Source organism: Streptomyces sp. Y2F8-2 (genome assembly GCF_014905555.1).
GTDB lineage: Bacteria > Actinomycetota > Actinomycetes > Streptomycetales > Streptomycetaceae > Streptomyces > Streptomyces cynarae.
On the sequence record NZ_BNGS01000001.1, the window covers coordinates 612,763 to 626,392 of the forward strand.

At 71.2% G+C, this 13,630-nt stretch carries 12 protein-coding genes; 3 read left to right on the forward strand and 9 right to left on the reverse strand.

The window, feature by feature from the left end; genetic code table 11:
- Position 1: 1 nt before the first annotated feature.
- From SY2F82_RS02765 to SY2F82_RS02780, 4 genes are all read right to left on the reverse strand, one after another.
- Complete coding sequence (locus SY2F82_RS02765; protein ID WP_200417291.1) at positions 2–985, reverse strand: SCO2522 family protein; 984 nt, start codon at positions 983–985, stop codon at positions 2–4.
- Complete coding sequence (locus SY2F82_RS02770) at positions 982–1,899, reverse strand: SCO2523 family variant P-loop protein (protein ID WP_200417780.1); 918 nt, start codon at positions 1,897–1,899, stop codon at positions 982–984. The genes SY2F82_RS02765 and SY2F82_RS02770 overlap by 4 nt, the downstream gene beginning before the upstream one ends.
- A gap of 2 nt (positions 1,900–1,901) precedes the next feature.
- Positions 1,902–3,740 carry an SCO2524 family protein gene (locus SY2F82_RS02775; RefSeq protein WP_200417292.1) on the reverse strand — a complete coding sequence of 613 codons (1,839 nt, stop codon included), beginning with the start codon at positions 3,738–3,740 and terminating at the stop codon, positions 1,902–1,904.
- A 71-nt stretch (positions 3,741–3,811) separates the two neighbouring features.
- Entirely contained in the window at positions 3,812–4,615 is an 804-nt protein-coding gene (locus SY2F82_RS02780) for an SCO2525 family SAM-dependent methyltransferase (protein WP_200417293.1), read from the reverse strand.
- A 263-nt stretch (positions 4,616–4,878) separates the two neighbouring features.
- Here SY2F82_RS02780 and SY2F82_RS02785 point away from each other — a divergent pair, with 263 nt between their 5' ends.
- Positions 4,879–5,412 (forward strand): GNAT family N-acetyltransferase, encoded by a 534-nt coding sequence (locus tag SY2F82_RS02785; RefSeq protein ID WP_200417294.1) that lies wholly within the window; start codon positions 4,879–4,881, stop codon positions 5,410–5,412.
- Here the strand turns inward: SY2F82_RS02785 and SY2F82_RS02790 are convergent.
- Positions 5,393–5,872 carry a protein-tyrosine phosphatase family protein gene (locus SY2F82_RS02790; protein WP_200417295.1) on the reverse strand — a complete coding sequence of 160 codons (480 nt, stop codon included), beginning with the start codon at positions 5,870–5,872 and terminating at the stop codon, positions 5,393–5,395. The genes SY2F82_RS02785 and SY2F82_RS02790 overlap by 20 nt on opposite strands.
- Positions 5,873–6,083: 211 nt before the next feature.
- Here SY2F82_RS02790 and SY2F82_RS02795 point away from each other — a divergent pair, with 211 nt between their 5' ends.
- Positions 6,084–7,019 carry a dihydrodipicolinate synthase family protein gene (locus SY2F82_RS02795; RefSeq protein WP_200417296.1) on the forward strand — a complete coding sequence of 312 codons (936 nt, stop codon included), beginning with the start codon at positions 6,084–6,086 and terminating at the stop codon, positions 7,017–7,019.
- Between the two features lie 68 nt (positions 7,020–7,087).
- Here the strand turns inward: SY2F82_RS02795 and SY2F82_RS02800 are convergent, their stop codons facing one another.
- Both SY2F82_RS02800 and leuA read right to left on the reverse strand, forming a co-directional pair.
- Positions 7,088–7,795: a TerB family tellurite resistance protein gene (locus SY2F82_RS02800; RefSeq protein ID WP_200417297.1), complete on the reverse strand. Its 708-nt coding sequence runs from the start codon at positions 7,793–7,795 to the stop codon at positions 7,088–7,090.
- Positions 7,796–7,979: 184 nt separating this feature from the next.
- Complete coding sequence (gene leuA / locus SY2F82_RS02805; protein WP_200417298.1) at positions 7,980–9,701, reverse strand: 2-isopropylmalate synthase; 1,722 nt, start codon at positions 9,699–9,701, stop codon at positions 7,980–7,982.
- Between the two features lie 431 nt (positions 9,702–10,132).
- Between leuA and SY2F82_RS02810 the strand changes: the two genes are divergently transcribed.
- Positions 10,133–10,942 carry an SDR family oxidoreductase gene (locus SY2F82_RS02810; RefSeq protein ID WP_200417299.1) on the forward strand — a complete coding sequence of 270 codons (810 nt, stop codon included), beginning with the start codon at positions 10,133–10,135 and terminating at the stop codon, positions 10,940–10,942.
- 34 nt (positions 10,943–10,976) lie between these two features.
- On the opposite strand, the gene SY2F82_RS02815 is transcribed toward SY2F82_RS02810, so the two are convergent.
- A complete protein-coding gene (locus tag SY2F82_RS02815; RefSeq protein WP_200417300.1) occupies positions 10,977–12,242 on the reverse strand; it encodes an MFS transporter in 1,266 nt (421 codons plus the stop codon).
- A complete protein-coding gene (locus SY2F82_RS02820) occupies positions 12,239–13,561 on the reverse strand; it encodes a GH1 family beta-glucosidase (protein WP_200417301.1) in 1,323 nt (440 codons plus the stop codon). Before SY2F82_RS02820 ends, SY2F82_RS02815 begins: the two co-directional genes overlap by 4 nt.
- Between the last annotated feature and the right edge of the window lie 69 nt (positions 13,562–13,630).

The following is a 13,630-nucleotide window of genomic DNA, read 5'->3' on the forward strand; positions in this document are numbered from 1 at the left end:
CTCAGCTCTCCTCGGCGGTGAAGGCGCCGGCGGGCTCCTCGTAGAAGACGTACGTGGCGCGCTGCGCGACCGCGTCCGGCACCGCCGCGCCCTCGCGGGCGGAACGCTCGGCGACCTGCTTGAGCGCGCCCGAGTCGACGTCTATCTGGTCGAGGATGAGCCGGACGGCGTCCTCGACGGCGAGGAAGCGGTTGGCCATCAGGGTGCAGGTGCGGTAGGCGCTGAACGGCGCCGCCGTCGGGTTGAGCTGGATCAGCGGTGGCAGCCGGTCCCACTCGTGGGGGAAGTCGCGGCCGTTCCAGGGGCGCGGTACGAGGACGGGCTCGCCGAGGTGGCGCAGCAGGCCGAGGCGGGCGAGCTGCCAGACGGCGGCGAGGAACGGGCAGGACCACAGGCGCTGTCCGTCCTTCTCGGACCACAGCTCGACGTCCATGAACACGGAGTGGTTGCGGGCGGCGGTCTCCTGGGGCGGCTGCCAGCCGGTGATCTCCCCCATGGCGCTGCGCGAGCCGGGGCTGCGCTGCCCGTTGGCGAGCCAGCCGGTCTGGCTGACGGGCGGGCGGGAGCCGTAGCTGCCCGGTGGGGGCGACTCGACGAGGCGGTGCATCACGGCCTCGGCGAGTTCGATCTTGTCGGCGACGGCGCAGCCCGACTCGCGGGCCAGGTAGTCGATGACGAGCCCGGCCCGCTCGGCCTCCTCAAGCACCACGGGGACCAGTTCCGCCGGGGTGGAGAAGCGGGTGAAGTAGTCGTCGACGAGGAAGCAGGTGCTGATGCGGGGCCGCTTGCCGCCGTTGCGGCGGGCGGCGGCGGCCCGGGCGGCGTCCACCCAGACGCGCACCTCGGCGAAGTGCTCACGCAGCCGCTCGGGCCCGGCCTCGAAGTCCTCCATGTAGAGGTGGCCGAGTTCGAGGGAGAGGTGGGCGAGCGGTACGGACTGGGTGCGGGGCTCTGCGGTGGTCTCGCGGAACACGGCTTCCGTCACGGCTGCTCCCAGTACTTGTCGTCGGTCAGCCGGTTCGCCAGTTCGCTCAGTGCCTCCCACGTCTCCCGGTTGGCGATCTGGCTGTCGAGAACGTCCTCGTCGGTGATGAGCTGCTCGCGCCACTGCAGGACGGGCTCCAGCGGCACCGAGCCCAGGACCTGGGTGTATCCGATGCCGAGGGTGGAGGACATCTGCTTCAGGTCGCGGTCGCAGGCGCGCATCCACGCCGACTGGGTCGCCGACACCTGCGACCACAGCGCGGACTCGGGGTCGGGTACGGCGGCCCGGACGAACCGGATGACGTTGCGCAGCGCCTCCTCGTCGTGGCCGCGGGCCACCCCGCCGGCGACGATGCCGCGCTTGCCGTAGACCAGGCTCGCCGCGGCCCCCACGTGCTGCCGGGTCCAGCGGTGGAAGACCAGCCAGCGGGCCAGGACACCGCGCAGCTCGCGCTGCGAGGTGGCCTCCAGGGCCATGTCGACGGCGTAGCTGCGGCCGGCGCTGAGGTCGACGACGATCATGTCGAACTCGCCGTTGAGCCGCAGCAGGAGGTCGACGCAGCGGCGCAGGGTCTCGTCGGTGGTGGCGAACTCGCCGCCGCTGACGTCACCGGGCATCAGCACCAGGCTGCCCGAGCCGGGGGGCCGGTTGCGCAGCACCGGGTGTTCGGTCTCGGCCCAGACGTCGATGCGGGCCGGTTCGCCGACCTCGCCGGTCAGGTACGAGTGCAGGCCTCGGTCCTCGGCGGCCCGGCGGGCGTCGGGTACGTCGAAGACGGCCGCCGCGGTGGGCGAGCCGAAGTCGAAGTCGAGGTAGCAGACGTCGTCACCGCCCAGCGCCCGGTGGTAGGCGAGGTTGGCGCTGGTGACGGAGCGGCCCGTGCCTCCCTTGTCGGAGGCCGCGAAGACGAGCACGGTCACACCCCCTGGGCCGCGGCTTCCCGGGCCCGGGCGAGGGCGTCGAGCTGTCCGAGGACGTCGAGGGTCAACGAGCAGGCGGTGCCGGGTTGTTCGTCCACGAGCTTGCGGGCGCGGCGCAACTTGACCTCGATGCTCCTGAGCTCCATGCCTCGGTTGCCTTCGGAGGCCGGCGCGGGCTCCATCTGTTCGTTGCCGAGGAGGTGGGTCGACTCGCTCAGCAACGCCCTGGCCAGCACGGTGAGTTCGGTGCTGCGGATGGGGGGCTGCTTGTACATCTGGTGGACCTGGACCATCACCTCGGTGACGCGCTCGGTGACGCTCCAGGACACCTGCCCCTCGTACGCCGGGGTCTCGGGGTAGGCGGCGTGGACGTTGTCCCACAGGCCGGTGCCCTCGCCGTCGCCGATCCGGCGCCGCCACAGGTGGTCGAAGATGTCCTCGGCGAGCCGGAGCAGCCGGTCGTGCGAGCCGAGGTTGCGGGACAGCGTGCACAGCTGGATGGTCCGCTTGAGCAGCTGCGCGGAGAAGTCGCTCATGATCCACTGCATGGGCGGTCCGACGCTCTCGCTGCCCTGCAACGGCAGGGTGACGCCGGGGTGGTGCAGCCGGACCATGGGGTCGTCCTGGGTCATTCGGCTGGTGATGCGGCCGCGTTCGGCGAGGCGTTCCATGACGCTGACGGTGCGGGTCAGGTCGTCGTCGGTGGCGCGGCGCCGCATCAGGTCGTGGACGAGGATGGCGGCGACGGAGAGGGAGAAGTACTCGGATTCGAGTTTCTGGCCGGTGGTGCGCCAGGGGATGTCCTCGAGGGGCCAGCGGTCGCCGCCGAAGCGCGCGATGCCGGACCAGAACTGCTGGGTGATCTCCCAGCGCAGTCGTAACGCCTCGGCGAGCCGCTGCTGTTCGGGGTTGAGCAGGCCGAGGGTGAGGGTGCGGTCGGAGAAGAGGTCCTGGATGCCGTCGAGGGCGACCACGGTGAAGTAGAGGTACGGCACCGGGTTGGCGACGCCCTGGGGCTGCGGTCCGATGGGTTCGTCGGTCGGGACCTCGGGCGCGTCCCTGACGATGCTCCAGCCCCAGCCGCACTCGAAGAGCTGGTTGGGGTCCTTGAGGCCTTCCTCGACGTCGACACCGAGGACGAAGCTCTCGACCATGGCGGCGCGCAGTGCCTCGAAGCGGTCCTGGAACCTGCGCAGCACATGCCGCTGCGACAGCCGTCCCTGGCCGAGGAGTTCGCACAGCGTGCGCCCCTGGGAGGAGTCGGTGTCGAAGACGTTGATGGTGAAGGAGCGCAGCAGGCTCACCATGGCGGCGGTGAGGCGGTTGCTGGTGGCGGTGCGCACTTCCTGGATGGTCTCCAGGACGTCGCCGCGCCGGGTCTTGGACTCGTAGATCTTGAGGAAGCCGAGGGTGGCCAGGCACAGGGTGATCGACATGGAGTACGAGTCGACGACTCCGAGGTCGCGCTGTTCCTGGGTGAGGTCGCGGTCCTTGTCCCCGGACACGAAGTAGTGGCCGCCGGCGAACGTGGGTCTCTTCTCGTCGGTGTGCCTGCGCATGAACTCGGCGGTGGCCGTGACGAGGTTCGCGGGGATCTCCAGGCGCCCGCCCGCCCGCTTCATCACCCTCTGGACGTCGTCCTGTGTGGTGTCCGGGTCGTCCAGGCGGAAGGCGGGGATCTCCGTGGCCGGATACAGGATGCAGAGCAGGCGCTCGGCATCGGCGACGCTGCTTTCCCCACCCCGTTTGCCCCAGGTCCACTCCCCGCCGTCGAACGAGTGGCGGGCGATCGCCTGCCAGATGTCCAGCAGATGCTGGCGTGGCTTGATCTGCATCCCATGCCCCTCACACAGGCCGCGCTGCCATCATTGGAGGCGTGCCGTCTTCTGTTGTGACGATGCGGTCCTCAAACGGCCGGAATATCGGACTCCGGAATGTCGGACTCCGAATTCCTCCAGCCGTAGGCGACGATCATTCCCGAATAGCCTTCACGCACGGCGGCCGAAGCCTTGAGACGCATGGTCTTGAACTCGCCCGCGAAAGGCACGAGACTCTCGTACACCTCCAACTCTCCCACGTCGCACGCCGGGAAGAAATGCTTGCCCGCGTGATACCCGGACGAATGTTCCATGAAAGCGGCGGCGAAGGGCGCACCTGGGGCGAGGGCGCGCAGGAAGCACTCGACGGCGCGGGCGAACTCCGCGTGCGAGGTGGTCATCGACTCCGCCACGAAGAACATGGTCCCCATGGACCAGCGGCCCTGGTGCCGCACCAGGTCGAAGAGGTTGCCCGACTGGACCCGGACCACGTCCCGGAACCTGGCGCGCGGGTCCAACTCCAGTGCGCCGTATACCTCGTTCTTGCGCAGGAGGTCCCAGAACTGGTCCCAGTTCCCGTCATAGGAGGCGACCTGGCTCTCGAGGTAGCGGACGTTCGACGGCGAGCGCTCGTAGAGGGTGATCTCGTCGCACCAGGGGAGCATGGCGAGCGCCGGGTAGAGGTTCGCGCCGGCCCCGACATCGATGCCCGAAACGTGGGTGGTGTCACGTCCCTGGAAATGATCGCCGAAATGATCGCCCACGATCTGAAGGATCTCCGCGTCCTCCGCCTGCAGGCCGCGGTAATTGTGCTCAACGTAGGCGATGGGGTCGAATGCGGCCCATGATACGTCCGCATTCAGCTGTACGTCCCCCGGCGATCTGAAGGTCATTGGTCGAGCGTACCAATCGGAAGACCGGGCGGGATCCCCCTTGGGCCAACCGGGCGACGCAGTTACGCCACTTGGGGCGCACCGGGGGCGCATCGGGGCGAATGACTTATTGGACCTGATCCTGCCTTGAAGGGGCCGGATCGCCCCGCTCAAGATGGTCGGAAATCTGTCGAACATACCCGAACGACAGACAGCGCGCGTCCCACTCGTACCACCCGTACGGATGGTCACGGGCGCTTGACTCCATTCCGCAGGGGGGCGGCATGACTGTGTTTCCAGAGGAACGTTTCCCTTCGCGTGGCGGGCCCACCGGGCCGGCTCTGTTCCACGATCGGGCGTTCGTCGACCGCCCCCTGACGATGCGGGGGGTCACGGAGGACGACCTGCCCGAACTGGTCCGGGTGGACAGGGAGGCCTTCCCCGACGAGCCGTACCCCTACTTCGTGCTGCGCCAGCTGTTCGACCTGCACGGGGACTGCCTGCTGGTGCTGGACGACGGGCAGAGCCTGCACGGGTACGTCCTGTACGTCACCACGCCGGACCGCTACCGGAGTTGGATCGTCAGCCTCGGTGTGACCCGGGACCAGCGGGGGCGCGGGCTCGGCCGGCGGCTGATGCTGGAGGTGCTGCGCCGACTGCGGGCGGAGGAGGTGCGCGAGGTGCGGCTGACGGTGGAGCCGGCGAACGCGGCCGCGATCATGCTCTACCGGTCGCTGGGCTTCTCGTCCGACGAGGGGGTGCGCAAGGACTACTTCGGGGCCGGAGAGGACCGGCTCATCATGACGCTGGGCCTGTGAAGCGCCGTACGTACCGCCGCTGCCAGGGCGTTTCCACGGCGTGCCGGTCGTAGTGGGCGCGCACGTAGGCCACGGCCTGGTCCGGCGGTACGCCGTCCAGTACGGCGAGGCAGGCGAGCGCGGTACCGGTGCGGCCACGTCCGCCGCCGCAGGCGACCTCGACGCGCCCGCGCGCGGCCCGCTCCCATGCCTCGGCCAGCAGCCGCCGCGCCTCGCCACGGCTGCTGGGCAGCCGGAAGTCGGGCCATCGCAGCCAGTCGGAGGCCCAGGGCACGTCCGGGGGCCGCTTGCCGAGCAGATACAGCCCGTACGTGGGCACGGGCCCGTCCGGCACGGGCCGCCGCAGGCCCCGGCCGCGCACCAGCCGCCCGGACGGCAGCCGCAGGACGCCGGGTGCCTCGGGATCCCAGCCTTCGCCGTCGGCCGTTCCGGTGCCGTTGTCCGGTTCGGGATCGCTCATCGGTCCAGTGTCGGCCGACGGGCCCGCGCGGGCGGCCGTTTCGCGGGCAGCGGACGGGCGCGTCGGCGGCCGTCGGCCACCGCTCCCGCTGCCACCATCCTGGGGAGGGGACGAGCCGTCCCCGAGCCGAACACGTCGGCCGTCCCGGCCCTCCCCGGCCACCGCCACGGCCGGCGCAGCGCCGGGAACAGGAACACGTCCGGGAGCCCCGATGCCCTTCCCCGCCCCGCTGACCGGTGTCATCCCGCCCGTCTGCACCCCTCTGACACCGGACCGCGAGGTGGATGTGCCCTCGCTGCTGCGGCTGGTGGACCATCTGCTGGACGGCGGGGTGGACGCCCTGTTCGTGCTCGGGTCGTCCGCCGAGGCCGCCCACCTCACGGACCGTCAGCGCGCTGTCGTGGTCGAGTCGGTGGTGGCCCACGTCGCGGGGCAGGTGCCGGTACTGGCCGGGGCCATCGACATGACGACACCGCGGGTGCTGGACCACGTGGCGTATGTGACACGGGCGGGCGCGGACGCGGTCGTCGTGACGGCGCCCTTCTACACGCGGACGCACCCCGCGGAGATCGCCCGGCACTACCGGCTGGTCGCCCACCGCTCCCCCGTGCCGGTCGTCGCCTACGACATCCCGGTCTCCGTGCACGTGAAGCTCGGCCCTGAGCTGGTGCTGGAGCTGGCGGCGGACGGGACGCTGGCCGGGCTGAAGGACTCCAGCGGCGACCTGGCCGGTCTGCGAGCGGTCGTGACGGGGGTGCGGTCACGTCCCGCGCTCACCGGGTTCAGCGCGCTGACGGGTTCGGAGCTGGTCGTGGACTCGGCACTGGCGCTCGGCGCCGACGGGGCGGTGCCCGGGCTGGCCAATGTGGACCCGGAGGGCTATGTCCGTCTGGACCGGCTGTGCCGCGCGGGCGACTGGGAGGCGGCGCGGGCGGAACAGGAGCGGCTGTGCGCGCTGTACGGCATGGTCGGCGTCGGGGACCCGGCCCGGATGGGCGTGAGTTCGTCGGCGCTGGGGGCGTTCAAGGCGGCGTTGCATCTGCGCGGGGTGATCGCGTGTCCGGCGACGGCGGAGCCACAGGTGCCGCTCACGCAGGAGGAGCGGGAGGGCGTCGGGAAGCATCTCGCGGCGGCCGGGCTGCTGTGACGCCTCGCTCCGGGGCGGTCAGGGGTGCACCGGAGCCGGACCGAGTGACCTGTGCCCCGTCGTGGGAACTACGACACCGTGCGGGCCGCCGCGAGCAGGCGGGTCACGTCCTGCGAGCAGATCGTCAGGGCCGCGCCCACCGTGGCCAGGACGTCACGTTCCGCGGGGGTGTAGGGGCCGTCGGCGAGCGCGATGCGGGCGCCCTGGAGGAGGATCGACTCGCGGCCGGTGGGGGCGAGGTGAGGGGCGAGCGGGTCCAGGGCCTCGTGCAGCTCTATGGCCAGACTCGCGCCGCCGCCCGGTTCGCCGCAGACCCGGCCGGTGTCGGCGGCCACGGCGTCGACCAGGGCGCTGAGCCCGTCCGCCGTGCAGTCGTCGAAGCCGGCGGAGCGGACGGCGGCGGCGGCCGTCTCCAGGGACGTACGGGAGCAGCTGCCGCCCGCGGCGAGGACCGCCAGGGCCACGGTGTGGACGGCGTCGCGGAGCATCGCGGCGAAGCGGGTGGTGGTCGGGTGGTCGAGGACGTCCGTGCCGTAGTGGTGGCCGCAGGCCGCGCACTCCACGACCGGACCCGTCTCCCCGCGCGGCACGACCGGCAGGCCGGCGAGGGTGAGGCGGCGGCGTCCGGTGAGGCGCTGGTAGTTGCGGTCGCCCCCGCAGCCGGGGCAGAAGAACTCGCCGTCGCCGACGGTGGTCCACGCGATGCGGACGCCGAGGACCTGCGAAATGCGGCCCTTGCGGGCTTCTGGGCCGTTGCGTCCCCGTCCTGGCAGCACGTCGCACCTCCGTCCTCGCCGCGGCAACATCGCCGCTGCTGGCGTGATGTTAGCCACATTGTTGAGGCGGAGTCAGTACCCCGGACGAGACCTCCTCGTGATCTTCGGCCGAAATGGCCGGTGCACGACGCGGCCCCGTCCGCCTCGGGAGGCGGACGGGGCCGTGAACGTGGAGGTCAGAGGGTCAGCGGGCGGCTCGGTTGACCGCGGAGACGACCGCCTTCAGCGAGGCACGTGTCGTATTCGCGTCGATGCCGATCCCCCACAGGACCTTTCCGTCGATCGCGCATTCGATGTACGAGGCGGCCTGCGCGGAGGCGCCCTCGCTCATCGTGTGCTCCTGGTAGTCCAGCAGGCGTACGTCGATGCCGATGGACTGCAGGGCGTCGAAGAACGCGGAGATCGGGCCGTTGCCGGTGCCGGTCAGGACGGTGTCCTCGCCGTCGACGGTGGCCTCGACCGTCAGGGTGTCGACGCCGTCCTTGTCGGTGGTCGTCTGACCCGTCCTGACCTGGATGCGGCCCCACGGGTTGTCCGGGTTCGGCAGGTACTCGTCCTGGAAGACGTCCCAGATCTCCTTCGGCGTGATCTCGCCGCCCTCGGCGTCCGTCTTCGCCTGGATGATCTTCGAGAACTCGATCTGCATCCGGCGCGGCAGGTCCAGCTTGTGGTCGTTCTTCAGGACGTAGGAGATACCGCCCTTGCCGGACTGCGAGTTGACGCGGATGACCGCCTCGTAGGAGCGGCCGACGTCCTTGGGGTCGATCGGCAGGTACGGCACCGCCCACTCGATGTCGTCGACCGTGACGCCCTTGGCCTTCGCGTCGGCCTCCATGGCGTCGAAGCCCTTCTTGATGGCGTCCTGGTGGGAGCCGGAGAAGGACGTGTAGACGAGGTCCCCGATGTAGGGGTGGCGCGGGTGGACCTCCATCTGGTTGCAGTACTCCCAGGTACGGCGGATCTCGTCGATGTGGGAGAAGTCGATCTGCGGGTCGACGCCCTGGGAGAAGAGGTTCATGCCCAGGGTGACCAGGTCGACGTTACCGGTGCGCTCGCCCTGGCCGAACAGGCAGCCCTCGACGCGGTCGGCGCCCGCCATCACCGCCAGCTCGGCGGCGGCGACGGCCGTGCCGCGGTCGTTGTGCGGGTGGACGGACAGGCAGACGAACTCGCGGCGGGAGAGGTTGCGGTGCATCCACTCGAAGCGGTCCGCGTGCGTGGAGGGGGTCGAACGCTCCACGGTGGCGGGCAGGTTGAGGATGATCTCGCGGTCCGGGCCGGGCTGCCAGACGTCCATGACCGACTCGCAGACCTCCAGGGCGAAGTCCAGCTCGGTGTCGGTGAAGATCTCGGGGCTGTACTGGTAGCCGAACTCGGTCTCGGGGCCCAGCAGCTTCTCCGCGTACTCCATCACCAGCCGCGTGCCGTCGACGGCGATCTGCTTGATGTCGTCCTTGGAGCCGCGGAAGACGACCCGGCGGAAGACCGGGGCGGTGGCGTTGTACAGGTGGACGTTGGCGCGCCGCGCGCCCTTCAGGGACTCCACGGTCCGCTCGATCAGGTCCTCGCGGGCCTGGGTGAGGACGGAGATCGTCACGTCCTCGGGGATCGCGCCCTCTTCCTCGATGATGGAGCGCACGAAGTCGAAGTCGGTCTGGCCGGAGGCCGGGAAGCCGATCTCGATCTCCTTGTAGCCCATCTTCACCAGCAGGTCGAACATGGCGCGCTTGCGCACCGGCGACATGGGGTCGATCAGGGCCTGGTTGCCGTCGCGCAGGTCGGTGGAGAGCCAGCGCGGGGCCTTGGTGATCCGCTGGTCGGGCCAGGTGCGGTCGGGGATGTCGACCTGCTCGTACGGCCGGTACTTGTGGATCGGCATGGAGGTGGGCTGCTGGCGGTTCGCCATGGTGCGTGGGCTCCTCAAGGGGTCCGGAAGGACGGCCGACGACGCAACGCCAAGCACCGCGGGGAGGGAGTCGGCCTCGACTACAGGCCCTCGCCGCGGCAGCTAAGGAGAAGCAGCCCGAAACGCATGATGCTCCGCATGCTAGCCGAGGCGCGCCGGATGCGAAGGCCTGTATCAGTATGCGGGACCGGGGGCAGCTTTCGGACAAAGAGTTCTTAAAGTCACATTTCCCTTGCGTTCCCGCTCGGTGACGGATCCTGCGGACCCACCGGCGCCTGGGGCCGCATGCACGAGTTGGTGCCGCTCGGCGGCGGGCTGCCGACCGGTCCGGCGCGGGCGCGCTCCAGTCACCGTTTGCCCGGTACGTCCCCGGGTACTGCGATCCCTCGTCGACCCCTCGTCCAGGACCGCACACTCCACGGGAGGCCCGTATGTCCGCCCCCACCCCGTCCGTGTCCAAGGTGGCCGTGATCACCGGATCCGACTCCGGGATCGGCCGCGCCACCGCCGTCCGCCTGGCCGAGGCGGGGATGGACGTCGGCATCACGTGGCACAGCGACCGGAAGGGCGCCGAGCAGACCGCCGACGAGGTCCGCGGCAAGGGGCGGCGGGCCGCCGTGGCCCAGGTGGACCTCACCCGGCTGCCCGAGGCCGCGGACAGGGTCGACGCCCTGTGCGAGGAACTCGGCCGCATCGACGTCCTGGTCAACAACGCCGGTACGGGCACCATGACCCCCTTCCTGGACCTGGGCCTGGACGATGTGCGCCAGGTCCTGGACGTCGACCTGCTCGGCCCGTTCCTGTGCGGCCAGCGCGCGGCGCGGAGGATGATCCGGCAGGGCGACGGCGGCCGGATCGTCAACGTGACCTCGGTGCACGAACACCAGCCGCGCGTGGGTGCGGCCCCGTACTGCGCGGCCAAGGGCGGTCTCGGCCTGCTCACCCAGGTCATGGCCCTGGAACTGGCCGAGCACGGCATCACCGTCAACGCGGTGGCACCCGGCGAGATCGCCACGCCGATGACCGGGCAGGAGGACACCGACGTGCACACCGAGCGCCGCCCCGGGGTCCCGCTCGGACGGCCGGGCGACGCCCGCGAGGTCGCGGCCGTGATCGCCTTCCTCGCCGGCCCCGACGCCTCCTATGTCACCGGCGCCTCCTGGAGCGTGGACGGCGGCATGCTGCGCATGGGCCCGATGGCCGGCTCCCACATGGCCGGTGACGACTGGCGGCGCCCCTGACCCGGGGCGGCGCCCGTGAAACGAGAGGGCGGGGTCAGTCCACCCCGCGGATCCGCCCCACCAGCCCCGCCCCCGCGATCCCGATCAGCGCCGCCACCAGGTAGAGGACCCGGTATCCGCCGAGGTAGGTGACGATCGGTGCCGCCAGCGCGGGCGCCGCGACCTGGGGCAGGGCGTTGGCGACATTGACGACCCCCAGGTCCTTGCCCCGGTCCAGGGCCTTCGGCAGGAGGTCCGTCATCAGGGCGAAGTCCACCGACGTGAACACCCCGAAGCCCACGCCCAGCACCGCCGCCGCCACGATCGCCCCCGGCCAGGTCTGCCACGCCGACAGGGCCGCCGTCGCCACCGCCATCAGCACCCCCGACCAGATCACGAACGGCTTGCGGCGACCCACCCGGTCCGACCAGACCCCGCCGACCACCACCGTGGCCAGCAGCGTCACCCCGTTCACCGCGGTGAGGACCAGGACGCCCTGGTCGGGATCGTGGTAGTGGACGCGGTCCCGGAGGTAGTACAGGAGGTACAGCAGGACCAGGGCGTTGCTGAGGTTGATCAGGAAGCGGGTCAGCCAGGCCCAGCCCAGATCCGGGTGGCGGCGCGGGCTCAGCCGGAAGCCGGCCAGGAAGCCCCGCCAGGACCAGGGCGGACGGGCCGCCACCGGCAGCCGCAGATCCCGGTGGCCGAGGACGTACGGCAGGACGCCCGCCACCGTGAACACCGCGCACGCCGCGTAGCCCGCCCCGATGCCCCCGGCCGCCGTCGCCAGGCCCGTCCCGCCGACCACGCCGAGGATCTGAGCCGCCCCCAGCCAGCCGCCCACCGAACCCCGCTGCGGCCGGGGCACCCGGTCCGGCACCGCCGCCGTCACCGCCGCGAACGCCGCGTTCAGGGTCAGCTGCACCAGGCACCAGCCGAGCGCCATGGTCCAGGGACCGCCCGCGGCCGCGAGCAGCAGCAGCGACACCGCGCCGCCCGCGGTGCCGGCCACGATCCACGGTGTACGGCGGCCCCGGCGCGCCGTCGTCCGGTCCGACAGGGCGCCGAAGAACGGGTTCGCCACCAGCGACACCGCCGCGCCCGCGCCCGTCACCCAGGCCAGCATCGTCTCCTTGGACATCCCGGAGCCGGGCGCGAAGTCCTTCGCCTGGGAGGCCAGCAGGATCTGCAGCGGGCCGTACCAGCCGACCCAGATCGCCCCGTTGGCCAGCGACAGGGCGGCGGTCCAGCCCCGGCCGACGCGTTCGACGGGTTCGGCGAGGGCGTCGACGTCGGGCAGGGCCCGGTCGGCCGTCGTCATCCCCGCGCCCGCAGTAGGTCCCGGAACCAGCCGTACGACGCCTTCGGCGTCCTCTCCAGCGTCTTGTAGTCCACGTGCACCAGCCCGAACCGGCGCGCGTACCCCTCGGCCCACTCGAAGTTGTCCAGCAGCGACCAGACGAAGTAGCCCCGTACGTCGACACCGGCCTCGAGCGCCCGGTGCAGGGCACGGATGTGCCCGTCCAGGTAGGCGATGCGCTCCTGGTCGTCGACGCCCTCGTAGGAGCAGCCGTTCTCGGTGATGACCACGGGCGGCAGCCGGTCGCCGTAGCGCGCGCGGAAGCCGGTCAGCAGCTCGGTGAGCGCCTCGGGGACCACCGGCCAGCCGAAGTCGGTGACCGGGTGGCCCGCGATCTCCCGGACGGAGAAGGGCAGTCCGGCGGGGAGTGTCAGGCCGCCGAACTCGATCTCCGCGCCCTGCGGGGCGCCCACCCGCGTCGGCGCGTAGTAGTTGATCCCGTACCAGTCGACCGGCTCCGCGATCACCTTCAGGTCGGAGTGCACGTCGCCCGGCATCAACTCGCCGATGCCTTCCGGGTACTGGCCGAGCAGCAGCGGGTCCGAGAACAACCGGTTCAGCAGGACGTCGTAGAACTCCGCCGCCTCCACGTCCTCCCGCTTCTCGGACGCCGGCCACGTCGGGCCGTGCGAGTTGGCGATCCCGATGTCGCTCGCCCCGGCCGCGCGCAGCGCCCGTACGGCCAGGCCGTGGGCCAGCAGCTGGTGGTGGGCCACCGGCAGGGCGTCGAACATCAGCTGCCTGCCGGGCGCGTGCGCCCCGAGCGCATGGCCCAGGAGCGTGTGCTCGGCGGGTTCGTTGAGGGTGATCCACTTGTGCACGCGGTCGCCGAGACGGCCGGCCACCTCCGACACGTAGTCGGCGAATCGCGACGCCGTGTCCCGCTGGAGCCAGTCCAGCGTGACCGGCAGGTCCCAGTGGAAGAGGGTCACGACCGGGCGTACGCCCGCCGCGCACAGCTCGTCGACCAGGCGGTCGTAGAAGTCGAGGCCGCCGGGTGTGTTCACCCGCGGCCAGGAAACGGAGAAGCGGTACGCGTCCACGCCCAGGCCGGCCAGGAGCGCCACGTCCTCGCGGTAGCGGTGGTAGTGGTCGCAGGCCACCTCCGCGGTCGAGCCGTCCTTCACCCGGCCGGGCTCGGCGGTGAAGGCGTCCCACACCGAGGGCTCGCGCGCGTCGGCCGCCCCCTCGATCTGGTGGGCCGAGGTGGACACGCCCCACAGGAAGCCGGGCGGGAACTGGGGTATCGGGTCCGTCGCCCTGCGCTCGTCTGTCGCCATGCGCGGATCATCCTTACCGCCGGTAACGGAAGTCAACGGGCAGGCGCGAACAAGCAGTCAGGCCCCTTC

What these genes read in the sequence shown, in the direction of transcription:
- SY2F82_RS02795 (WP_200417296.1), top strand. Translation starts at nt 6,084, where the DNA reads ATGCCCTTCCCCGCCCCGCTGACCGGTGTCATCCCGCCCGTCTGCACC.
- SY2F82_RS02790 (WP_200417295.1), bottom strand. Translation starts at nt 5,872, where the DNA reads ATGAGCGATCCCGAACCGGACAACGGCACCGGAACGGCCGACGGCGAA.
- SY2F82_RS02775 (WP_200417292.1), bottom strand. Translation starts at nt 3,740, where the DNA reads ATGCAGATCAAGCCACGCCAGCATCTGCTGGACATCTGGCAGGCGATC.
- SY2F82_RS02810 (WP_200417299.1), top strand. Translation starts at nt 10,133, where the DNA reads ATGTCCGCCCCCACCCCGTCCGTGTCCAAGGTGGCCGTGATCACCGGA.
- SY2F82_RS02780 (WP_200417293.1), bottom strand. Translation starts at nt 4,615, where the DNA reads ATGACCTTCAGATCGCCGGGGGACGTACAGCTGAATGCGGACGTATCA.
- SY2F82_RS02820 (WP_200417301.1), bottom strand. Translation starts at nt 13,561, where the DNA reads ATGGCGACAGACGAGCGCAGGGCGACGGACCCGATACCCCAGTTCCCG.
- SY2F82_RS02785 (WP_200417294.1), top strand. Translation starts at nt 4,879, where the DNA reads ATGACTGTGTTTCCAGAGGAACGTTTCCCTTCGCGTGGCGGGCCCACC.
- SY2F82_RS02815 (WP_200417300.1), bottom strand. Translation starts at nt 12,242, where the DNA reads ATGACGACGGCCGACCGGGCCCTGCCCGACGTCGACGCCCTCGCCGAA.
- leuA (WP_200417298.1), bottom strand. Translation starts at nt 9,701, where the DNA reads ATGGCGAACCGCCAGCAGCCCACCTCCATGCCGATCCACAAGTACCGG.